Below are 20,666 nucleotides of genomic sequence, written 5' to 3'. Positions count from 1 at the left end.
AGACAGGAGAGGCCCATGGCCAAAGCCAACAATGCCCTTAGCAAGCCGGTTCAGCTTTCCCCCCAATTGGAGGAAGTCATCGGCAAGGGGCCAATGACCCGCGCAGAAGTCACGTCCAAAGTGTGGGAATATATCAAGGCCAAAGGGCTTCAGGTAGAAGAAGACAAACGCATGATCGAAGCTGACGACAAACTCGGCGGCGTGATCGGCAAAGAACGGATTTCGATGTTCAAGATGACCGCGGCCGTCTCAAAACATCTGACCTGATCAGATTTGGTCGCGCTTGCGGGCGGGGGCAAAGGGCCAGTCCATGGCCCGCCCCGTCCACAAGGCAAGCCAGATCAGGATCGGTTGCGCTATCATGCGCGGAATATGATAGCCAAGACCAAGCCCGCCATCGGGTTTTGCCATATCCAGCGCAAAATGATTCATATTGGCCGGCCATACGCACAGCGCGTAAAGCGCCAGCCCAATCCCCGCCCATCGGCACAGCGTGTCCGACCAGGGCTGAATAAGGGCGATTGATCCCGCCAGTTCGGCCACTCCGGTCAATGCCACCACGGCTTCTGGCGCGGGAATGAAACTGGGCATGATGCTCAAAAATGGCTCTGGCGCTGCCAGATGAAAAATGCCCGCCACCAGATAAAAAAGTGCGAGGATAACGCGGAGCCCGCTGCGGATCATGCGCCTGGCTCCCACCCGGTATCCGCCAGTGTAAAGCCCTCAAATTCAAAGGCGGGGGCAACGATGCAGGATACCAGCGTATAGCCATGCGGGCCGGGCATTGGCTCCGCGGCCTGCCATTCATGCGGTTTGATTACATGATGCGGCTGCCCGCCGCGCAGCACATCGGCGCTCAATTCGACATCCCTTATTGGTCCGGCATCACTCTCCGCCAGTGACAGTTTCAGCGGGTCGCCGGAATGGTAAAGCCAGATCTCGCTCGCATCCACTGTGTGCCAGTGGGATCGCTGCCCGGCCTGCAGCAGGAAGTGGATACAGGTAGCCCGAGACCGAACGCCCGCCTCAGCCGCGTCGCGCCATGTTTCCTTGAACCAGCCACCCTCTGGATGGGGTTTGAGGTCCAGTTTCTCGATCAGGGCTTGGGCATCGCTCATTCCTCAATAATCTCTATATCCGCCCCAAATGCAATCCGACCGCGGATATTTGCGGCCTTTGCCGACGGCTCCGGGTAATACCATGCCGCGTCACTCAGTCGCTCACCATCAACCTCGACCGTGTAATAATGCGCCTCACCCTTCCACGCACAGCTGGTTGTGGTGTCGCTTTTCAGCAGCACGGAAGGGTCGACATCTTCCGCGGGGAAGTAATGATTACCCTCGATCACCACCGTATCGTCGCTATGCGCGATTACCTGATCGTTCCAGATTGCCTGCATCGCCATGGAATTTCTCCTCTGAGAGTACAGAGCAAAAGTCGTGACGGGCCGGTGCAGTTCCGTTGCCAAGTGCCGAATGCCGGTTAGACTGTGCCATCAGACAGACCGATTGAGGGAATAGCGATATGAAGATTTCCGCGCTGGCCGTGGCCGCTCTGGCAATTGCATCGACCCCCGCTGTGGCACAAAGCCCGGAGCAGACCGCGCGTGCTGCGTTGGAAGAGGCCCCGGTGTGGGACGGCCACAATGATGTTCCCATTCAGCTCCGCGCCCGTTTTGGCAATGTGATCAGTGATTTCGATTTCGCTGACACCAGCGATACCGGCGCGGATGCTCCGCGGATGATGCATACCGATCTGGCGCGTTTGGGCGAGGGGATGGTCGGCGCACAATTCTGGTCGGTCTATGTCAGCGCGGCTTTGCCGGAAGCAGAAGCCGTGCAGGCCACACTGGAACAAATTGACGTGACCAAGCGGCTGGTGGCCAGATATCCTGATCACCTGGTGCTGGCGCTCAACTCACAAGATGTCGAACAAGCCTTTGCGGAAGGCAAGATCGCGTCTTTGCTGGGTATGGAGGGCGGCCATTCGATCGGATCGTCGCTCGCCGTTTTGCGTCAAATGAACGATCTTGGCGTGCGTTACATGACGCTGACCCATTCGCGTAATACGCCCTGGGCAGATAGCGCCACCGATGATCCCGAGCATGATGGTCTGACAGAATTCGGCAAGGACGTGGTGCGTGAAATGAACCGCATCGGCATGTTGGTCGATCTGAGCCATGTCAGCGAGGCGACCATGATGGACGCTTTGGAGGTGGCGGGCGCTCCGGCCATGTTCAGCCACTCCGGGGCGAGGGCCGTAAACGGCCATGCCCGCAACGTTCCCGATGCCGTGCTGCGCAAGCTGAAGGACAATGGCGGTATAGTCATGGTGGTCGGGCTACCGGGCTATTTGTCGGAGGCTGCCCGGCAATGGTACGCCAATCGCAAGGCCGAGGAGGCACGCCTTGCGACATTATGGCAGGGGCAGCCTGAACTGTTCAGTGCGGGGCTGACAGAGTGGGATGCAGCCCATCCCGAGCCGAAGGCGACCATATCCGACATGGCCGATCATATCGATCATATCCGCGCGATAGCCGGGATCGATCATATCGGGCTGGGCGGGGATTATGACGGCATGGAAACCGGCCCGGTGGGGATGGAAGATGTGTCAGGATATCCGGCCTTGTTCATCGAATTGGCCCAGCGCGGCTATTCAAAGGCTGATCTGGAAAAGATCTCAAGCGGTAATATGCTGCGGGTGTTGAAGGCGGTCGAGGCCTACACTGCGGCGCATGCTGATGATTTGCCGATTGAGTATTCAGTGGAACACGACGGCTGAATCTGGAAGGGGGAGGGTCTTAGCGGCCCTCCAACCGGCCGAGAATCCGAACAAAGAACGCCGTTGACCAGCCCATTAGAATAACGCCGACAATCCCTTCCTGTGCGGCGAGAAGGCGCCATTGCTCGGCGATCTGCGCATCGCTGAAACCAATCGTGGCGTAGCTGATGGTAGAGAAATAGAGCGCATCTTCGAAAGAGCTGACTGCGTGCAGATAATCATACAGGAAGGCGAAGCACCATATCTGAACGAAGTGGACCAGAATCAGGGCAAACACGGTTGCTACGGTAAAGGTCGCACCGTGAAAGGACAGCGGCTGAGCCTTGTCGATTCTATTCAGGACACTGTCACGCTGCAGCAGTCGCTGGAGGGTAAACAGCCCCATGCCATGGATAACCACGCACAGAGCGATCATACCGGCGCCAATCAGCAATTGGGCGTTGAATGTCGCTTCAAGAACCTGATTATTTACGGCTGAATCCACCTATCTATATCCGCGCCAGTGTGGCTTCGTCGCTTACGCCGTCGAAAAAGCATGTCAGCGCTTGCGAAAAATCATCGGTGGTGGATGGTGCAGGGGCTGTGTTGACCTCATGGAACAAGGTCATGCAGCTATGCAGTTTCATCGCATCTGTGTGGCCCAGTATGTCCACCGCAGTTTTCCGTCCCGCCCAGCTCAGAATCGCTGCGGTACATTCTCTGAGCCGCGGCCCCAGAATGGGATGGGACAGATAGCGTTCGGCCTCTGCCAGATTCTGGATGGCATAATGCTGCGCCATCTGGCTGCGTCCCAAGCCGGCGATCTGCGGAAAAATGAACCACATCCAGTGGCTCTGTTTTCGCCCCTTTGTCAGCTCGGACAACGCCCTTTGATAGGTGAAATCCTGGTTTTGAGCTTCGACAAAGCGGTTCAGAGTGTCAGCATCCGCCAAGGTAAAGATCAGCTATCGTCATCCGCCGTTTCGGGCAGATCTTTGCGATCCGTGCTGGCGTAATCTTCCAGCTCATCTTCCGACATGGAATCATACATCTGCTTGGATGCGCCCTGAAGGTCGGACACTTTGGTGTCGCCGCGCTTGGCCGACAAAGCGGCACCCGCCGCCCTTTGCTGTGCTTTGGATTTTGCTGGCATCAGTCTTTTGCCTCCAGTTCCGAACCGAGCTTGAGAACTTCGTCCCCATCTTCCTGACGGATCAGATAAGCGGGGTCATCCTCGGTCCCATTGCGCGTGACTTTGGAGCCTTGCAGGGTGCGCTCGACATCACGTTCGAAGCGCTCGGTAATTTTACCGGTTCCCTGCCCGCTGCCCCAATTCCACTGGACGTATTGCCCGGTCTGGAAACTGTTGGTGTTACTCATGGATGGAATTAATTCTCAATGACCTCGAGGTCATTTTCCATCTCGGTCTTGCTCTGTCCGCCTTCTGATCCGATGGTGTTGTCGGTGAGCGCTTCAGTGTCGCCGGTGACCATGTCGCCAGTGTTCGCAGCGTCGCCTGCAACGGCGCCGTTAGTTTCATCTTCCTGCGCGATCGATTCATTCTGAACGGTGGCGCTGACCTCTTCTTCAGATTCGTCATGGTCAACCGCGCCGGTAATCCAGATAATCGAAAGCAGGCCAGCGGCCAGAACGATGCTGATAACCAGAATCCAGCGCACGATGTGGGGTGTTGACCCACTTCGTGCCTGGTCGGTTTCCATATGAACTTTGTTGTCTTCAGTTTCCATTTCGGCCTTCCCCGTATTTCACTTCGCCCCAAGCCGAGCTTGAGAGAGAAACCGTTTACGAGCGGAATTGGTTCCTCGTACAGCTTTTTGTTCAGGCTCGCAAAAGTTCGTTAATCCCGGTCTTGGCACGCGTTTGCGCATCCACCGTCTTGACGATCACGGCGCAATAGAGCGACGGGCCAGCCGTGCCGTCGGGCAGTGGCTTGCCGGGCAGGGTGCCGGGCACGACCACGGCATAGGGGGGTACTTCGCCCATGTGGATTTCACCGGAGGCGCGATCCACGATCTTGGTCGAGGCACCGAGATAGACGCCCATGGAGAGCACAGCACCTTCGCCGACGCGCACGCCTTCGGCCACTTCGGACCGGGCGCCGATGAAGGCGCCGTCACCGATGATGACCGGGTCGGCCTGCAGTGGCTCAAGCACGCCGCCGATCCCTGCGCCGCCCGAAATATGCACATTCTTGCCAATCTGGGCGCAGCTGCCGACGGTCGCCCAGGTGTCGACCATGGTCCCTTCGTCCACATAGGCGCCGATATTGACGAAGCTGGGCATCAGCACCACGCCTTTGCCGATAAAGCTGCCCTGACGGGCAACAGCGCCGGGAACAGCGCGAAAACCGGCTGCGCGGAAACGTGCCTCATCCCAATTGGTGAACTTGCTGGGCACTTTGTCAAAGCCGGGCGTGCCGGCGGACCCGTTTTCAATTACTTCATTGTCATTCAGGCGGAAAGACAGAAGGACGGCTTTCTTGAGCCACTGATTGACAGTCCAGCCACCATTTCCGTCAGGCTCGGCCACGCGGGCACTGCCCGCATCGATGAGCGACAGCGCTTCTTCCACCGCTTTGCGAACATCCGCGCTTTGTGGCGTCACGTCGGCCCGGTTTTCCCATGCGGCATCGATAGCGGAGGCAAGCTGACTGGACACGGTTATTTCTCCTGATTTCAAACACGGTCTTTATCGTTCTTTATGGTTGCGGCGGGTACTCTGAAGCGCTTTTTTGGGCAATAGGAGAGGCCCTTTAGGCGGGTGAAGCAGGGTTAATAATGAAGTGCGCGACCGTAAATTTACCGATTTTTCAATATATTCTGCTCGGATAGAGGTCCGGGAATAAGAAATAATACTGCCCGGACACAGGAGAATGCCAATGTTTCGGAGTCGCATCCCAACTTATCGCGGGCTTAAACCTCACACTCTGGCGAGCAGTGTTGCATTGTCGGCGCTTGTCGTACTTTCTGCCTGTGGTGGTGGCAGTAGCGGCGGCGGCACCATCAGCACGCCGAGCCCCAACCCGACTCCGATGCCATCACCTACACCTACACCCACACCTACGCCTAGGCCTACGCCGACACCCACACCTACGCCGACACCTAGGCCTACGCCTACGCCATCACCTACGCCTACGCCATCACCTACGCCTACGCCATCACCTGCACCCACACCGGCGCCTACTCCCACACCTACGCCGACACCTGCGCCCACACCCACCCCTACCCCTACCCCTACCCCTACTCCCACGCCGGCGGCGTCCAACAATCCAACTCCGGTACTTGTTTCGCCTCAATATAATACAGCCGAGTTCCGTCGGTCTGACGGCCCGGGGCAACATAACGCAGCGACCGCTTGGAATTTGGGGCATACGGGAGACGGTGTCACGATCGCCGTGGTGGACACCGGCATCGATGTGGACAGCCCCGAATTTGCGGGCAGAATATCGGCATTTTCGCGGGACATGTTCGACGGTGTCGACACACGCGGCGTGAATGCTACGGACGATCACGGGACCAATGTATCACTTGTCGCGGCTGCGGCGCGCAATGGTTCGGGCATTTTGGGAATGGCCTGGGATGCGACCATCATGGCGCTCCGTGCCGATACTCCGGGCTCCTGCGGTGCAGATAATCCTACGTCTTCAAACACGAACTGCTCATTTGCCAATTCGACCATCGCCGATGCGGTCACCTATGCCGCCGACAATGGCGCGAAGGTGATTAACCTCTCGCTTGGCGGGAGCCGTGCCAGCCTGGCCCTTCAACGCGCCGTGGAGGATGCGGTGAACGCCGGTGTTCTGGTGGTTGTCGCGGCAGGCAATGATGGCAGGGCCGATCCTGATGGTTTTGCGCTCAGCCTCGCGGATGATGCTGCAGGGGGCGTTCTTATCGTCGGGTCCATTGATGAAGATGGTAGCATTTCCAGCTTCAGCAACCGTGCGGGGGCTGGGACATCTCAATTCATCATGGCGCGCGGAGGATTGGTTTGCTGCGTCTATGAAGATGGCCAGATCTATGAGCAGAATGGCACCAGATATTTGCTGCAGGGAACCAGCTTTGCGGCACCGCAAGTCGCCGGTGCGGCAGCTTTGCTGGCACAGGCATTCCCCAATCTGACAGGTGCGCAAATTGCCCAGCTGTTGCTCGAAACCGCCCATGATGCCGGTGCTGCGGGCACGGATGAGCAATATGGTCGGGGAGTGCTGGATGTTGCGGAGGCATTTGCCCCGCAAGGAGTGACCCGTCTGGCCGAAAGCAGCGAAGCCTTTCCGCTGTCGGCACTGGCTGGGACCACATCGCCTGCCATGGGCGATGCGATTTCGGCAGCGTCGCTGGCGGCTGTGGTGCTGGATAAATATAGCCGCGCCTATGACGTCAATCTCAGTTCCTCCTTCCAATCTGCACCTGTCAGTCAGCGATTACAGGGGGCACTTGCCGGGCATAGCCGCGCAGTCGGTGCTGCTTCAGGAAATATGTCGGTGGCCTTCACCATTGATGCCTCTGGCGATGCCATGCGTCAGCCGCAGACAGGATCGCTGCAACTGGCCCAGCAAGATGCCGAAGCCGCTCGTGTTCTCGCCGGCCGCGTTACGATGCGCCTGGCGCCCGATATGCAGGTTGGTTTTGCCTTTTCCGAAAGTGCCGATGGTCTGGCCGCACAATTGCAGGGGCAGGACCGCCCGGCCTTCATGGTGGCGCGCAGTGCAGGCGGTGATGACGGGGTTTATCGAACCACGGATGCAGCCATTGCTGCACGCCGGCAATTTGGCGCATGGGGTCTGACTGCCCGGGCTGAGATGGGTGAAACGGTCAATAATACGCTCGACCCGGTGATAGATGTTCAGCGCCTGCAACAGCGCGATCGGGTGCGCAGTTTTGGTCTGTCACTGGATCGGCGTTTCGGCAATCTCAGCACCGCCCTTGGCCTGTCCCTGATTGATGAAGACAACAGTGTTCTCGGCGCGCGTTTCCATGATGGTTTCGGACTTCAGGGCGCGCAAACCATGTTTGTTGATGCAGAGGCTGGCTGGAACTTCGCGCGCAAATGGCGTCTCGGCGCGGCTATGCGTCTGGGGCAAACCACGCCTCAGGGCGGTTTGCTGGCAGATGGATCGCGCCTGATGACGCAGGCATGGTCCTTCGATGTGGAGCGAGCCGGGGTGTTCGCCCAAAACGACCGGATTGGCTTCCGTGTGTCTCAACCTTTGCGGGTTAACGGCGGGGCACTGAATTTCAATCTGCCCGTAGCCTATGATTATGCCAGCAACAGCGCACGCTATGCCGTGCAGAGCCTGTCCCTCAGCCCGAATGGACGGGAACTGATGGGCGAATTGGCATGGAGCGGTGCGCTGTGGTCCGGGCATGCGTCGGCCAGTGTGTTCTTTCGTCATGAGCCGGGCCATTATGCGCAATTGCCCGCGGATAAGGGTGTTGGCCTGCGCTGGTCGCGCGGTTTCTAAGGAAAGGGGCCCTTTCGCCAATGTCGGCTCTCAATCTGCAATCGCAAATTGGGAGCCGTTTGGTCTTGTGTAGGCAGAAGTTGGAGCGTTTGACCGTCCGGTCGCTCAGCGCGTCAGCTTGCGGACGAAATCGACCAGTCCGGTCTGACGCGTCCGGCGCATCCGCTCGGCATGCAAAATCTGCGAAACTTCGGCAAAGCAATGTTCCATATCATCATTCACGACGACATAATCATAGGCATCCCAATGGCTGATTTCGGCTTTGGCGCGGGCCATCCGGTCGGCGATCACAGTGTCGCTATCAGTACCGCGTCCACGTAAGCGGGTTTCCAGAGCATCAATACTGGGCGGCAACAAAAATACGCGCACGACATCCGCCTCTGCGCGCTGATGCAATTGCTGTGTGCCCTGCCAGTCAATATCGAACAGGAAATCATGGCCATGTTTCAGGCCATGGAAAATTTCTGCGCGCGGTGTGCCATAGCAATTGCCGAACACTTCCGCCCATTCCAGAAACGCGCCGTCTTCGACCATTTGATCAAAGGTCGGGCGATCGACGAAATAATAATCCTCTCCGTCCACTTCGCCGGGCCGCATAGGACGGGTGGTGGCGGAAATGGATGGCTTTATGCGGTCATCCTGCGCCAGAAGTTTACGCGCGATCGTGGTTTTGCCCGCGCCGGAGGGCGAGCTCAGGATAAACATCAGCCCGCGGCGATGAAGCGTGTCGGATTCGGTCATGCGCGTTGATGGCGCAGGGGGGCAGGCAAAATCAAGAGTCAGTCCTGATTTGCCTGTTCTTCCAGCGCGGCGTCACCTTCGCGTTCGGCCTGGCGGCGGCTGACACTGCGATCCAGAATGATCTTGGCCAGAATGCTGCCCCCGACCAAAACAGCGCCGGGAACGGACCGGGTTGCCACTTTGGAAATGGCGACCGTCGCCAATGTGCGCCCAAGAGTACGCCCCTCAACCACTTCTCTTGCCTTTTCGGGGGTGAAGCGTGCGCGCAGCAGACCCTTTTCCATCGTTCTGCGGAACAGCATGGATGCGGTGCGCATACCGATATCGGCAATCATCAGATTGGTCGCAGGATTGGTGCTCGGCCCCGGCACCTTGCGCAGGCCGCCGCGGGTTTTGTCGAGTGTCTTGCGGATCTGGCGCGCGCCTTTGCCGGTTAATTTTTGCGGTTTGCTACGCTCATCCATAATCTGCCCCTGTTGCTGCGCCCGGCACGGCGGAGTGCAGGGCGGCGTTTACTTCTTACGGCCGAAATCCACCGTTACCACGTTGGAGCCGTCTTCCTTTTCAACACTCGGGGCTTCTGCCTGTTCCGCTTCATCTGGTGCAATGTCGCCATCGGCACGGGCATCAAGGTCCGACTCAGCAGGTTGAAATTGCAGGCCAAAATCCACCGCCGGATCAACAAAGGCGGTGATGGCGGAGAAGGGCACCTGCAGAATGCTCGGGATCTGGTTGAAGCTCAACCCCACGGAAAAACCATCCTGATCCACGGTCAGATCCCAGAACTTGTTCTGCAGGACGATGGTCATTTCGTCCGGGAAGCGTTCTGTCAGATGCGAAGGGATCGAAACCCCCGGCGCATGCGTCTTGAAAGTGATGTAGAAATGGTGGTTCCCGGGGAGTGTGCCACCGGAATGCTGGACTTCACCCAGCACGCGGCCGACCACATCCCGCAGGGCTTCCTGCACGATTTCGTCATAGGGAATAAGGCTGTCAGGCGTATTGTCGCTCATGCCAGCATGAGTGGCGATGGCAAGCTGGTCGGTCAAGCGGAAACAGAGCCTAGGCCGCAATCTGTGTTGCTGGCGATTGATTCCCTGTTTCATCTGCTTATAGGCAAGGCATGCGCACAGGCCGGATCGAACGCAATACAAGCGAAACCAAGATACTCGTTGAGGTCAATCTCGACGGGACGGGGCAATATGACATTTCGACAGGGATCGGGTTTCTCGATCATATGGTGGAGCAATTCTCCCGCCATTCCCTGATCGATGTCACCATGAAGGTCGATGGCGATCTGCATGTTGACCAGCATCACACCACGGAAGACAGCGCGCTGGCGCTGGGCCAGGCGATTTCTCAGGCGCTGGGGGACAAGGCTGGCATTGGCCGATACGGATCGTCTTTCTCCCCGATGGATGAAACGCTCGCCCGGGTGGCGCTGGATATTTCCGGCCGGCCCTTTTTGGTCTGGAATGCTGCGTTCACGCAGGAAAAGCTGGGCGAACTGGATACGGAACTGATTGAACACTGGTTCCAGTCCATTGCCCAGACCGCCGGCATAACCCTGCATATCGAGCTGCTATACGGGCAGAACAACCACCATATCTGCGAAGCGATTTACAAAGGCTTCGCGCGTGCCATGCGCACAGCCGTGGAAAGCGACCCGCGCAAGGGGAACGCCATTCCATCCACCAAAGGCCAGCTGGGGGGCTGAACATTTATGGCTGAGGCACTCGCGCTGATCGATTATGGCGCAGGCAATCTGCATTCGGTGCATAACGCGCTTCGCGCTGCGGGCGCGGAACATGTCACTGTGACGGCGGATCCTGATCTGGTGCGCGGGGCCAGCCGGATTGTCCTGCCTGGAGTGGGCAGTTTTCGTGCCTGTGCAGCAGGGCTGAAGGCGATCGATGGTCTGGTCGAGGCGCTGGAAGAGCGGGTGATGGACGGAGGCGTCCCTTTTCTGGGCATCTGCGTCGGCATGCAATTGCTGGCGACGCGCGGGCTTGAACATGGCACGAGCGAAGGGCTGGGCTGGATACCGGGTGAAGTCGCCCTGATCGAGCGGACCGACCCTGCCGTGAAAGTTCCGCATATGGGGTGGAACGATGTGTCCCCCATGCCGCATCATGACGGCGCGGAACAGATTGAGGCGGGCGAAGCCTATTTCCTGCATTCCTATCACTTTGCGCCCGATAATGGCCGCGATATTGCCGCGATGACGGATCATGGCGGCGGTCTGGTGGCGGCGGTTGCGCGTGACAATTTGCTGGGCGTGCAATTTCATCCTGAGAAGAGCCAGACCTACGGGCTTTCTTTATTACATCGTTTTCTGGAGTGGCAGCCATGATCGTCTTCCCCGCCATTGATCTGAAACAGGGGCAGGTGGTTCGCCTGGCCGAAGGGGATATGGATCGCGCGACCGTTTATGGCGATAATCCGGCTGAGCAGGCGAAGCTCTTCGCCGCTGCCGGGGCCGGACACCTCCATGTGGTTGACCTGGACGGTGCTTTTGCGGGTGAGAGCCGCAATCGGGAAGCGGTCGAGGCGATTATTGCCGAATTCCCCGGTCATGTGCAGCTAGGCGGCGGTATCCGCACGCCAGAGGCGGTGGAGGGCTGGTTCAATCTGGGTGTCAGCCGGCTCGTCATCGGCAGCGCGGCGCTCAGCAATCCGCAATTCGTCAAGGATATGGCGCGCGAATGGGAAAATGGCATCGTCGTGGCGGTGGACGCCCGTGATGGCATGGTCGCCACGGAAGGCTGGGCCAATGTGTCCGACGTGCCGGTGGCCGATCTCGCCCGTCGGTTCGAAGATGCCGGCGTCGCCAGCTTGCTCTTCACCGATATTGGCCGCGATGGTCTGCTGAAAGGCTGCAATATCGACGCTACGGTCGATCTCGCGCGGCAGACCAATATGCCCGTCATCGCCAGTGGCGGCGTGAAGGGCCTGTGTGATATTCGTCTGCTTTCGGTCCATGCGTCAGACGGTATTGAAGGCGTGATCACAGGCCGCGCTCTCTATGATGGCCGCCTCGATCTGGCCGCGGCGCTGCAAATGGCGGAACAGGCATGACTGTTCGTGTCCGCGTGATCCCCTGTCTCGACGTGGCGGAAGGCCGCGTGGTGAAGGGCGTGAATTTCGTCGATCTGCGTGATGCCGGCGACCCGGTGGAGCAGGCGCAGGCCTATGACGCGGCGGGTGCGGATGAGCTGTGCTTTCTCGATATTTCGGCCAGCCATGAAGGCCGCGGCACCTTGCTTGATATCGTCCGCCGTACGGCAGAGGTGTGTTTCATGCCGCTGACCGTGGGCGGCGGTGTGCGATCGGTGGAGGATGCCCGCGCTTTGCTGCTGGCTGGCGCTGACAAGGTGGCTATCAATTCTGCCGCGGTCTCCCGCCCGGAAGTGGTGAAGGAAATTGCCGAGCGAATGGGCAACCAATGTGTGGTCGCCTCGGTCGATGCGCGCCGCAGCGGCGATGGCTGGGAAATCTATACCCATGGCGGCCGTCGTCCCACCGGGATCGATGCGCTGGACCATGCCAAGCGGCTGGCTGCACTGGGGGCGGGCGAATTGCTGGTCACATCGATGGATGGCGACGGGACCAAAAAAGGTTACGACCTTGAACTGACCCGTACCATTGCCGACGCGGTGAGCGTGCCGGTAATCGCCAGCGGCGGCGTGGGCAATCTGGATCATCTGGTGGAAGGTGTGACGCAAGGCCATGCCAGCGCCGTTCTGGCCGCCTCGATCTTCCATTTTGGCGAACATTCGATTTCCGATGCGCATGCGGCTTTGCGCGCCGCCGGGCTGCCTGCACGCGGCTAGGCCGTAAACGCATATACAGCACCATCGAGGCGCCCAAATGGCGAACATATCGGGGCAAAGCGCCCGCCGGGAAGGCTGTTTGCCTTACCAAGGGCGGTTTGGTTCGAGAGGGAAGCCATTTGGGCGTCGCCAAGCGATTTGGTCAAATTGGCCCACCGCTGCGTCAAGAAGCCTTGAAATATCGACATATTCCCACGCCTTCTTTCCTTGCGTTGACCATTTTGCCTCAAACCTCGACGGTGGTGTATATGTGTTTACGGCCTAAGGTTTTGGCCGTATTGGCCGGGGGCACCTAAACGCATAAAAAAGCTATCCACGCGTGACAGGGGCGACGATTTGAGCCCCTGTGGCGGTTCGCAGCCGCTTGACCCAAAGGCTGCTTGGCCGCATTGCAAATGGCTATGACTATGCTCAATCGTCTCGAACAAATCATTGCGGAGCGGCGCACCGCATCGCCCGACACCTCCTATGTTGCCAAGCTCAATCATCGGGGATTGCCGGTGATGGCGCAGAAGCTCGGTGAAGAGGCTGTGGAAACGGTTATCGCCGCCCTTTCGGGGGAGCGAAAGGACGTGATCAGCGAAAGCGCTGATCTGCTGTTCCATCTGCTGGTTCTGCTGGCTGCGAAAGATATCAGTCTGGACGATGTCATGGCCGAGCTCGAACGGCGTGAAGGCACGTCGGGCATTGCCGAAAAAGCAGCCCGGACCGAAAACACATTAGGGGAAGCGTGATGGCGATCGATCCCACCCAGCCTTATGATGATGACAATATCTTCGCCCGCATCCTGCGCGGCGAAGTGCCGGCCAGCAAAGTCTATGAAGATGACTGGGCGCTGGCCTTTCACGATGTCGCGCCGCAGGCAAAGCTGCACATTCTGGTGATCCCCAAGGGGCGATATGTCAGCTGGGATGATTTCTCCGCCACAGCATCGGCGGAGGAGATCACCGGCTTCATCCGCGCGGTCGGCCATGTCGCGCGGGAGCATGATCTGGTGGAGGATGGCTATCGCCTGCTGGCCAATGTTGGCGCGCATGGCGGGCAGGAAGTGCCGCATCTGCATGTTCACCTGTTCGGCGGGCAGCCACTTGGCCGGATGATCGCGGTCTGAAAATGATCCGGCGCTGCATTTGGTCGCTATTGTAACCCGTCTGGTCGAAGCTGCGTGCCGGGTGCCGTTCGCCTTGGCTAAGGGCTTGAAGAGATGACACAACAGCCGCAACCACCCGCTGGTATTTTTGACGAAGGGCTCCACCGTTTCCCGGTCCGGGTCTATTATGAAGATACGGACCTGTCGGGGATCGTTTATCACGCCAATTACCTGCGCTGGTTCGAACGCGCGCGTTCGGACATGCTGCGATTGCTGGGAATAGATCAGCGCAGCGCGGTGGAGACGGGTGAAGGTGCCTATGCCGTCGCCGATTTGTCGCTTCGCTATCTGGCGCCGGCGCGACTTGATGATGTCATTATTGTTTGCACTGTGGCGACGGAACTCAAAGCGGCAAGCGTGCGTTTGACCCAGCGTGCCTTCAGAGAGGAGACATTGCTGGCTGAAGCGCATATCCGTGTTGGTTTCGTTGCTCCTGATGGTCGGCCCCGCCGGCAGCCCAAGGCCTGGCGTCAGGCCTTTGAAACGCTCACCCTTTCGAAAGATCCTGCATGACCTCGCTTTCTTATCTGGCAGCAACAGCGGTTCCGCCGACCCGTCTGGATCCGTGGCAGCTGTTTCTCGATGCCGATATTGTCGTCAAGGTGGTGCTGATCGGTCTGATCGTGGCCAGTATCTGGTCATGGACGATCATTATCGGTTTCCTCATGCGTGCGGCCCGCCTGAAACGGCGCAATGCCCAGTTTGAAGAGGATTTCTGGGGTCATGATGATCCGGAAAAGCTGATTTCCACCAAACGTGCGTCCTCCACCCCTTCTGCGCGGGTGGCGAAGGCCGGAATGGATGAATTGCGCCTGTCCACCAGCGGTGCCAAATTTGACCGCGAAGGCACGCGGCTGCGTGTGGCGCAGGCGATGGAGGGGCAGGTCGCGGCGGAAAGTGACCGTCTGGCAGACCGGCTGAACTTTCTCGCCACCACGGGCTCGGTTGCACCTTTCGTGGGTCTGTTCGGCACCGTTTGGGGCATCATGAACAGCTTCTTCCAGATTGGTTCGCAGCAGAACAGCTCGCTCGCCGTCGTTGCTCCAGGTATTTCAGAAGCCTTGTTCGCTACCGCCGTTGGCCTGTTTGCCGCAATTCCCGCCGTTGTGGCCTATAACCGCTTCAATCACACGGTGAACGGCATCGAAGCCGGAATGCAGCGCTTTGGCGACCGTGTTCATGCGCAGATCAGCCGTGAAATGGACGGTGCCTGATGGCTATGGGCGCAATGTCGGCATCTCGGCGGGGACGGGGACGCGGCTCCCGCCGTGCGCCAATGGCGGAAATCAATGTCACCCCGCTGGTGGATGTGATGTTGGTGCTGCTGATCATCTTCATGGTCACCGCGCCGATGCTGGCGACGGGTGTGCCCGTGGAACTGCCCGATAGCCGCGCCAATGCGCTGGATCAGGAGCCAGATCAGATTACCATCTCGATCGATTCCTCGGGCTTTATCTATATTGACGACACATTGGTGGAGCGCGGCGGCTTGCCCGGAGCGCTGGCCGCGCTGTCGCGTCCGTCGGGTGAGCAGCCCTTGATTACCCTGCGCGCGGATACAGTGCTCGATTATGGCCGGGTCATGGCGGTTATGGGGGAGCTTAATCGCGCCGGTTTCAACAGTATTTCCCTGGTCACCCAGGGTTCATCTGACGCGCCATAACCCGGCATAAAATGGCAGTATTCGCGCATCTTTCCAGTGAAGAACGTCTCGGGCTCGGCGTGGCTCTGGCTGCGCATATCGCGCTGGTCGGCGTGTTGATGCTGCAGGATACGGATCGTCAGCCAATTCCTGAACCCAATCGCATGTCGGTCAGCTTTGCGGATCAGGTATCGCTCGAATCCACGGCGCCTGATGCTTCGGCAACGCCGCAAGCCTCCATCGCGCCCGAACTGTCTGACCAGCCTGAGCCCATGCCGGTGGTGGAGCAGCCGCCCGAAATTGTTGAACGCACCGTGCCGCAGCCGGTGCCTCGGCCCGTTGAGCGTCCGCCGGAGCCAAAACCGCAACCCAAGCCAAGTGCAAAGCCGTCCCCCAAACCGGTGGCCAAACCTGAGCCCAAGCCAAAACCGCAACCGGCAAAGCGGGAGCCCAGTGGCGGCAGCCGCATCGGGGATGATTTCCTTGCCGGCACCAGCTCTGGCGAACGCGATGGCGCAGGTTCCCCAGCGGATAATTTTGGCCCCGCGCAGCAAGCCTCACTGGGGCAGGCGATCACGCGCCAGCTGAAGCCCCATTGGACGGCTCCGCAGGGGCCGGATGCCGAATTGCTGGTGACCATCGTGCGCTTCCGGCTGAACCGCGATGGCAGTCTGGCCGGAACGCCTGAAATCGTCCGGCAATCGGGCGTGAATGCCACCAATGAGACGCAGAAATCGAGGCATGCCGAACAGGCCATCCGCGCGATCCGTCTCGCCGCACCCTTTAACCTTCCCGACCAGTTCTATGATAAGTGGAAGGTCATCACATCCCAATTCGACAGAAGGCTGTAGTCATGATCCTTCGTTTTGCTGCCTGTGTTTCGGCATTTCTGATTGCCGCACCAGCTCTGGCCCAGAGCCCATCATCACCGGTGGAAACGCCGCCATCATCCACCGCCGCCCCGGCCGCGCAAGCTGGCGATAGTGCCGCTGCCCAGCAGGATGATGCCGGCGGCCTGTCCGTGGTCGTCTCGGACGACAATGCCTGGCGCGATCTTGGCATTGCCATACCGGCTTTCGCGACCAATCAGGATGTACCGACCCCGGCCAATTCGCAAGGGACCGCGGCGCTCGGTCTGGAGCTTGCCCGGGTCATCACGGCGGATCTGCGCAATAATGGCCTCTTCCGCCCTGTGGGGCCGGATGCCCTGCCGCGCCCACCCTATGACCGGATCATGGCGCCGGACTATGCCGTATGGAGCGGCCGCTCTGCCGAAATGCTGGTCCATGGATATGTGCGCGCGGGCAGTGACGGCCGGCTAACGGTCGGCTGCTATCTCTATGACGTTGCCCTGCAGGATCAGCTGGACAAGGCAGGCTGGGTCGTTGAGCCCGCCGACTGGCGCCGCGCCGCGCATAAATGCGCCGATCTGGTATATTCGCGGCTGTCGGGCGAAGATCCGTTTTTCGACAGTAAGATTGCCTATATCGCCGAAACCGGTCCCAAAGATAACCGTGTTAAACGGCTCGCCATTATGGATTCTGACGGTGCCAATCATCGTTTCATCACCAGCGGTCAGGCGACTGCGCTCACGCCGCGCTATTCGCCCGATTATTCGAAGATTGTGTATCTCAGCTATCTGAACGGCAATCCGCGGATCTATATCTATGATATTGGCACCGGGCGGCAGCGGTTGATTGTGCAGAGCGATTATCCCGCTTTTGCCCCGCGCTGGTCACCCGATGGCAAATGGATTCTCTATTCCATGGCCAAAGGCTCCAACACGGACATTTACCGCGTTTCGGCGAATGGTGGGCAGAGCGAGCGGCTGACGGATAATCCCGGCATCGATGTCGGTGGCTCCTATTCGCCCGACGGGTCGAAGATCGTGTTCGAAAGCGACCGTTCGGGCAGTCAGCAAATTTACATTATGAATGCGGATGGTTCGAACCAGCGCCGGATCAGCTTTTTCGGAGGCCGCGCCGCGACCCCCGAGTGGAGCCCGCGTGGAGACCAGATTGCATTCACCCATATTGCGGGGGATCTTCGGGTCGCCGTGATGAGCCCCAGCGGCGGCAACATGCGTCATCTGACCAATGGATGGCAGGATGAAGCACCGACCTGGTCCCCCAATGGCCGCATCGTCCAGTTTTTCCGGACAGCGCCCAATTCGGGTAAAACATCGATCTGGCAAGTCGATCTGACAGGGCGGAACCTCCGGGAACTTCCTACGCCGGTCGGAGCTTCCGATCCGGCATGGGGACCGGTTTTGCCCTGAATGCGTTGTAGGTCTGAGTCAGGGGGCACAATCCGCAGGATAAGGTGCCTAAAAGGAGAGTAGCATGAGGTATCTGGTTACTGGAGTTACGATGGCAGCGGCTATTGCGCTGGCCGGTTGTGCGAAAAAAGCACCTGAAGAATTGCCACCGCCGCCGGCTGCACCGGCACCGGCACCCACACCTGCGCCGACTGGGCCGCAGCCGGGTACGCAGGCGCATTTCAGCCAGGCGATGATGGGTCAGGACGTGATCTATTTCGACACGGACAAATACGATATCGATGCTGAAGATCAGGCAGCGCTGCGTCAGCAGGCACAGTATCTGCTGCAATATCCCTCGGCCAATGCCACTGTGGCGGGCCATGCCGATGAACGCGGCACGCGCGATTACAACCTTGCTCTGGGTGAACGCCGCGCCACCGCTGCGAAGAATTACCTGGTGAGCCTGGGAGTTCCGTCGACGCGTCTTTCGACCATCAGCTACGGCAAGGAACGTCCGGTTGCGACCGGTTCCAACCCGCAGGCATGGGCGAAAAACCGCCGCGCTGTGACTGTGGTGGTCAATTGATCACTGGCTGAAGGGGAAGAGGCAGGCCCAAGGGCGCGCCTTTTCTTCAAAATCAAAGGCGCGCTGATCCCTATCGGCGCGCCTTTTTGTTTGATTCAGGGGGCTGTCTGCGGTTTCAAGTACGGCCGGTGCCGTGCGGCGGCGCCTGCGGGTGGTCAAGAGCAGCACGACCACTCTGTACCGCCATCACCAAATCTCGGGACCGCTCAAGCTTGGTGTGGCCTTCTGGCAAGGCACCATTGGTTCTTTCTGACCGAAAATGGCCAGGGCACTTGGAATCCGGCGGTTTTCACGCCACATTAGCACAATGCATAAGGGTAGTATCTGATGGCCAAGGCGCGGCGTTCGCTCGATTGGGGTTTTCCTCGCTGGCGAAGCTATGGCAGCTCGCGAGAGGCGACGAATGTGCGCATTTGCGATCGGCATGGCTGCGATGATGCCGGCAATTGCCCGGCGCCGAAGGCACCCAACAGCCCTGACCGCTGGTATTTCTGCCAGAAGCATGCCGCCGAATATAATTCGAAATGGGATTATTTCGAAGGGCTGGACAAGGCAGAGGCGAAGGAGCGCGCGCAGGCTGAGCAACGCGATAATCAAGGCTATGCCGAATCCCAGCATTATGGCTGGGCCGGATCCGGCGATGGCAGCCGCAGCGCGGATGAGATGCGTGCGCTGGATATGCTGGGGCTGGAAGCCGATGCGGATTTCGACATGATCAAGAAAGCCTGGCGCAACAAGGCCAAGGAAGTGCACCCCGACGTGAAGCCGGGTGATGCCGAGGCAGCCAAGCAGTTTCAGGCCTATCAGCTGGCCTATGATGTGCTGAAGCAGGCGCAGGACCGGCGGGAATGGAAGGGGTGAGGGCTGACTAGCCCGTCACACCTGTTCGAGCGCCTGCTGGAAATCTGCAATCAGATCATCCGGGTCTTCAATCCCGACTGAAATCCGCACCAGATTATCCGTAATCCCCAATGCACGCTTTCGGTCATCAGGGACCGAGATATGCGTCATGCTGGCGGGATGGCTGGCCAGTGTTTCGGTTCCGCCAAGGCTGACTGCCAGCTTGGCAACCTGAAGCGCATCCAGAAAGCGGAAGCTCTCCGCTTCGCCGCCCTTGATGAAGAGCGAGAATGTGCTGCCGGGGCCGGTGCACTGGCGTTGATACAATTCTTTGCGTGGGCCATCGGGCAGCAGGCCCAAAAACCCTATGTCTTCGATCTTGGGATGGCTTTTCAGCGCTTCGCACACCGCGATGGCATTCTGGGTCGCGCGTTGCACCCGGATTTCGAGCGTTTCCAGACTGCGCAGCAGCATCCAGGATGTATGCGGATCGCAGATTGTGCCCATCACATTGCGGAGCGCACGGATCGGGTCGAGCAGGCGCCGCTCACCCGAAATCCCGCCTGCCACCAGATCGGAATGGCCCCCGGCATATTTTGTCAGGGAATAGACCACCAGATCGGCCCCGTGATCCAGCGGCTTTTGCCAGATCGGTCCCAGAAATGTGTTGTCGATTGCGATAGGTGGCACGGTGTCGGCCGGATCAAACGCCATCGAGCGGGCATCATGCACCGCGCGGATATCCACCAGCGCATTGGTGGGGTTGGCTGGGGTTTCGAGGAAGATCATGGCCAGCCTGCCGCCCTGATCCTGCGCCAATGCGCGGCCCTTGGCGATCGCCTGGTCCACCTCCGCGCGAGTTGCCGTGGCGGGAAAATTGACGCAGGTGATGCCGAAATTCCGCAAGATCTTGCCGATGAAGCTTTCCGTTGCGGCATAGAGCGGGCCGGAATGGCACACGACATCGCCCTGTTTGCAATGGGCGAGCAGCAATGTGGCAATGGCCGACATGCCGGAGGAGAAGACAAGCGAATCCTCGGCCTGATCCCACAGGCTGAGCCGGTCTTCCAATATTTCCTGATTGGGACCGTTAAAGCGCGAATAGACCAAGCCTTCGGCGTCGCCTTCAGTCAGTCCGGTAATACGCTCAAAATGGCGTTTCCCCGCGGCGGCGCTTTCAAAAGCGAAGGTGGATGTCAGGAAGATCGGGGGTTTCAGCGCGCCTTCTGAAAGCGACGGCGTAAAACCGTGGCCCATCATCGCAGTTGAGGGCTGAACAGCTGGTTTGCCTGTTGCGCTAGCATTGCGGCTGGCCGCATTGTCGGTTTTTTCGGACATGATTTCATATGTAACCGCCTGGCCGGCGCTTGCC

30 protein-coding genes are annotated in these 20,666 nt (G+C 59.1%); 16 read left to right on the top strand and 14 right to left on the bottom strand.

The window, feature by feature from the left end; all coding sequences use genetic code 11:
* Nucleotides 1-15 precede the first annotated feature (15 nt).
* Nucleotides 16-267, top strand: coding sequence for an SWIB/MDM2 domain-containing protein (locus GRI91_RS14465; RefSeq protein WP_160737388.1), 252 nt, complete (start codon nucleotides 16-18; stop codon nucleotides 265-267).
* Here the strand turns inward: GRI91_RS14465 and GRI91_RS14460 are convergent, their stop codons facing one another.
* Genes GRI91_RS14460 through GRI91_RS14450 form a run of 3 tightly spaced genes read right to left on the bottom strand, consistent with a single transcriptional unit; the run spans nucleotide 268 to nucleotide 1,405 of the window.
* A complete protein-coding gene (locus GRI91_RS14460) occupies nucleotides 268-684 on the bottom strand; it encodes a DoxX family protein (protein WP_160737387.1) in 417 nt (138 codons plus the stop codon).
* Nucleotides 681-1,118, bottom strand: coding sequence for a cupin domain-containing protein (locus GRI91_RS14455; RefSeq protein WP_160737386.1), 438 nt, complete (start codon nucleotides 1,116-1,118; stop codon nucleotides 681-683). The genes GRI91_RS14460 and GRI91_RS14455 overlap by 4 nt, the downstream gene beginning before the upstream one ends.
* Nucleotides 1,115-1,405 (bottom strand): DUF427 domain-containing protein, encoded by a 291-nt coding sequence (locus GRI91_RS14450; RefSeq protein ID WP_202385603.1) that lies wholly within the window; start codon nucleotides 1,403-1,405, stop codon nucleotides 1,115-1,117. Before GRI91_RS14450 ends, GRI91_RS14455 begins: the two co-directional genes overlap by 4 nt.
* A gap of 119 nt (nucleotides 1,406-1,524) precedes the next feature.
* On the opposite strand from GRI91_RS14450, the gene GRI91_RS14445 reads away from it, so the two are divergent.
* A complete protein-coding gene (locus GRI91_RS14445) occupies nucleotides 1,525-2,781 on the top strand; it encodes a dipeptidase (protein ID WP_160737385.1) in 1,257 nt (418 codons plus the stop codon).
* A 19-nt stretch (nucleotides 2,782-2,800) separates the two neighbouring features.
* Here the strand turns inward: GRI91_RS14445 and GRI91_RS14440 are convergent, their stop codons facing one another.
* The 7 genes from GRI91_RS14440 to GRI91_RS15900 form a co-directional block, all read right to left on the bottom strand.
* Nucleotides 2,801-3,265, bottom strand: coding sequence for an ion channel (locus GRI91_RS14440; protein ID WP_160737384.1), 465 nt, complete (start codon nucleotides 3,263-3,265; stop codon nucleotides 2,801-2,803).
* A 4-nt stretch (nucleotides 3,266-3,269) separates the two neighbouring features.
* Nucleotides 3,270-3,713: a DUF1810 domain-containing protein gene (locus GRI91_RS14435; RefSeq protein ID WP_160737383.1), complete on the bottom strand. Its 444-nt coding sequence runs from the start codon at nucleotides 3,711-3,713 to the stop codon at nucleotides 3,270-3,272.
* 8 nt (nucleotides 3,714-3,721) lie between these two features.
* Nucleotides 3,722-3,913 carry a DUF3008 family protein gene (locus tag GRI91_RS14430; protein ID WP_160737382.1) on the bottom strand — a complete coding sequence of 64 codons (192 nt, stop codon included), beginning with the start codon at nucleotides 3,911-3,913 and terminating at the stop codon, nucleotides 3,722-3,724.
* Nucleotides 3,913-4,140, bottom strand: coding sequence for a hypervirulence associated TUDOR domain-containing protein (locus tag GRI91_RS14425; protein WP_160737381.1), 228 nt, complete (start codon nucleotides 4,138-4,140; stop codon nucleotides 3,913-3,915). The genes GRI91_RS14430 and GRI91_RS14425 overlap by 1 nt, the downstream gene beginning before the upstream one ends.
* Nucleotides 4,141-4,148: 8 nt before the next feature.
* A complete protein-coding gene (locus GRI91_RS15905; RefSeq protein ID WP_202385602.1) occupies nucleotides 4,149-4,508 on the bottom strand; it encodes a hypothetical protein in 360 nt (119 codons plus the stop codon).
* Nucleotides 4,509-4,599: 91 nt separating this feature from the next.
* Nucleotides 4,600-5,439, bottom strand: a complete 840-nt coding sequence (dapD, locus tag GRI91_RS14420; protein WP_160737380.1) for a 2,3,4,5-tetrahydropyridine-2,6-dicarboxylate N-succinyltransferase — start codon at nucleotides 5,437-5,439, stop codon at nucleotides 4,600-4,602.
* Between the two features lie 261 nt (nucleotides 5,440-5,700).
* Nucleotides 5,701-6,048 (bottom strand): hypothetical protein, encoded by a 348-nt coding sequence (locus GRI91_RS15900; RefSeq protein ID WP_202385600.1) that lies wholly within the window; start codon nucleotides 6,046-6,048, stop codon nucleotides 5,701-5,703.
* Between the two features lie 94 nt (nucleotides 6,049-6,142).
* Here GRI91_RS15900 and GRI91_RS14410 point away from each other — a divergent pair, with 94 nt between their 5' ends.
* Nucleotides 6,143-8,242: a S8 family peptidase gene (locus GRI91_RS14410; protein WP_160737379.1), complete on the top strand. Its 2,100-nt coding sequence runs from the start codon at nucleotides 6,143-6,145 to the stop codon at nucleotides 8,240-8,242.
* A 105-nt stretch (nucleotides 8,243-8,347) separates the two neighbouring features.
* On the opposite strand, the gene gmk is transcribed toward GRI91_RS14410, so the two are convergent.
* From gmk to GRI91_RS14395, 3 genes are read right to left on the bottom strand one after another with little or no spacing between them, the layout of a single operon-like run.
* Nucleotides 8,348-8,983, bottom strand: coding sequence for a guanylate kinase (gene gmk, locus GRI91_RS14405; RefSeq protein ID WP_237437913.1), 636 nt, complete (start codon nucleotides 8,981-8,983; stop codon nucleotides 8,348-8,350).
* Nucleotides 8,984-9,021: 38 nt separating this feature from the next.
* Nucleotides 9,022-9,447: a hypothetical protein gene (locus GRI91_RS14400; protein ID WP_160737378.1), complete on the bottom strand. Its 426-nt coding sequence runs from the start codon at nucleotides 9,445-9,447 to the stop codon at nucleotides 9,022-9,024.
* Nucleotides 9,448-9,495: 48 nt separating this feature from the next.
* Nucleotides 9,496-9,996: an SspB family protein gene (locus GRI91_RS14395; protein ID WP_160737477.1), complete on the bottom strand. Its 501-nt coding sequence runs from the start codon at nucleotides 9,994-9,996 to the stop codon at nucleotides 9,496-9,498.
* A gap of 110 nt (nucleotides 9,997-10,106) precedes the next feature.
* Between GRI91_RS14395 and hisB the strand changes: the two genes are divergently transcribed.
* The 13 genes from hisB to GRI91_RS14330 all read left to right on the top strand — a co-directional run bounded on the left by hisB (nucleotide 10,107) and on the right by GRI91_RS14330 (nucleotide 19,315).
* Nucleotides 10,107-10,700, top strand: a complete 594-nt coding sequence (gene hisB, locus GRI91_RS14390; protein ID WP_160737377.1) for an imidazoleglycerol-phosphate dehydratase HisB — start codon at nucleotides 10,107-10,109, stop codon at nucleotides 10,698-10,700.
* Between the two features lie 6 nt (nucleotides 10,701-10,706).
* Complete coding sequence (gene hisH, locus GRI91_RS14385) at nucleotides 10,707-11,336, top strand: imidazole glycerol phosphate synthase subunit HisH (protein WP_160737376.1); 630 nt, start codon at nucleotides 10,707-10,709, stop codon at nucleotides 11,334-11,336.
* Nucleotides 11,333-12,061, top strand: a complete 729-nt coding sequence (gene hisA / locus GRI91_RS14380; RefSeq protein ID WP_160737375.1) for a 1-(5-phosphoribosyl)-5-[(5-phosphoribosylamino)methylideneamino]imidazole-4-carboxamide isomerase — start codon at nucleotides 11,333-11,335, stop codon at nucleotides 12,059-12,061. Before hisH ends, hisA begins: the two co-directional genes overlap by 4 nt.
* Complete coding sequence (hisF, locus tag GRI91_RS14375; protein ID WP_160737374.1) at nucleotides 12,058-12,816, top strand: imidazole glycerol phosphate synthase subunit HisF; 759 nt, start codon at nucleotides 12,058-12,060, stop codon at nucleotides 12,814-12,816. The genes hisA and hisF overlap by 4 nt, the downstream gene beginning before the upstream one ends.
* Nucleotides 12,817-13,217: 401 nt before the next feature.
* Complete coding sequence (locus GRI91_RS14370) at nucleotides 13,218-13,550, top strand: phosphoribosyl-ATP diphosphatase (RefSeq protein ID WP_160737476.1); 333 nt, start codon at nucleotides 13,218-13,220, stop codon at nucleotides 13,548-13,550.
* A complete protein-coding gene (locus tag GRI91_RS14365; protein WP_160737373.1) occupies nucleotides 13,550-13,927 on the top strand; it encodes a histidine triad nucleotide-binding protein in 378 nt (125 codons plus the stop codon). The genes GRI91_RS14370 and GRI91_RS14365 overlap by 1 nt, the downstream gene beginning before the upstream one ends.
* 93 nt (nucleotides 13,928-14,020) lie before the next feature.
* On the top strand, nucleotides 14,021-14,479 hold the full coding sequence (ybgC, locus tag GRI91_RS14360) for a tol-pal system-associated acyl-CoA thioesterase (protein WP_160737372.1): 459 nt from the start codon (nucleotides 14,021-14,023) through the stop codon (nucleotides 14,477-14,479).
* Nucleotides 14,476-15,180, top strand: coding sequence for a protein TolQ (gene tolQ / locus GRI91_RS14355; protein ID WP_160737371.1), 705 nt, complete (start codon nucleotides 14,476-14,478; stop codon nucleotides 15,178-15,180). The genes ybgC and tolQ overlap by 4 nt, the downstream gene beginning before the upstream one ends.
* Complete coding sequence (locus tag GRI91_RS14350) at nucleotides 15,180-15,629, top strand: ExbD/TolR family protein (protein WP_160737370.1); 450 nt, start codon at nucleotides 15,180-15,182, stop codon at nucleotides 15,627-15,629. Before tolQ ends, GRI91_RS14350 begins: the two co-directional genes overlap by 1 nt.
* A gap of 11 nt (nucleotides 15,630-15,640) precedes the next feature.
* Nucleotides 15,641-16,459, top strand: coding sequence for a TonB C-terminal domain-containing protein (locus GRI91_RS14345; protein ID WP_160737369.1), 819 nt, complete (start codon nucleotides 15,641-15,643; stop codon nucleotides 16,457-16,459).
* Nucleotides 16,460-16,461: 2 nt separating this feature from the next.
* Entirely contained in the window at nucleotides 16,462-17,886 is a 1,425-nt protein-coding gene (gene tolB / locus GRI91_RS14340; protein ID WP_160737368.1) for a Tol-Pal system beta propeller repeat protein TolB, read from the top strand.
* Between the two features lie 64 nt (nucleotides 17,887-17,950).
* Nucleotides 17,951-18,454, top strand: a complete 504-nt coding sequence (gene pal / locus GRI91_RS14335; protein ID WP_160737367.1) for a peptidoglycan-associated lipoprotein Pal — start codon at nucleotides 17,951-17,953, stop codon at nucleotides 18,452-18,454.
* Between the two features lie 327 nt (nucleotides 18,455-18,781).
* On the top strand, nucleotides 18,782-19,315 hold the full coding sequence (locus GRI91_RS14330) for a J domain-containing protein (RefSeq protein ID WP_160737366.1): 534 nt from the start codon (nucleotides 18,782-18,784) through the stop codon (nucleotides 19,313-19,315).
* A 15-nt stretch (nucleotides 19,316-19,330) separates the two neighbouring features.
* On the opposite strand, the gene GRI91_RS14325 is transcribed toward GRI91_RS14330, so the two are convergent.
* Entirely contained in the window at nucleotides 19,331-20,632 is a 1,302-nt protein-coding gene (locus tag GRI91_RS14325) for a cystathionine gamma-synthase family protein (RefSeq protein WP_160737365.1), read from the bottom strand.
* Between the last annotated feature and the right edge of the window lie 34 nt (nucleotides 20,633-20,666).

The sequence above is a fragment of the Altericroceibacterium endophyticum genome, assembly GCF_009827595.1.
Taxonomy (GTDB): domain Bacteria; phylum Pseudomonadota; class Alphaproteobacteria; order Sphingomonadales; family Sphingomonadaceae; genus Altericroceibacterium; species Altericroceibacterium endophyticum.
Note: the sequence above shows the minus strand (reverse complement) of the source record. Positions and strands in the feature narration are given on the sequence as shown.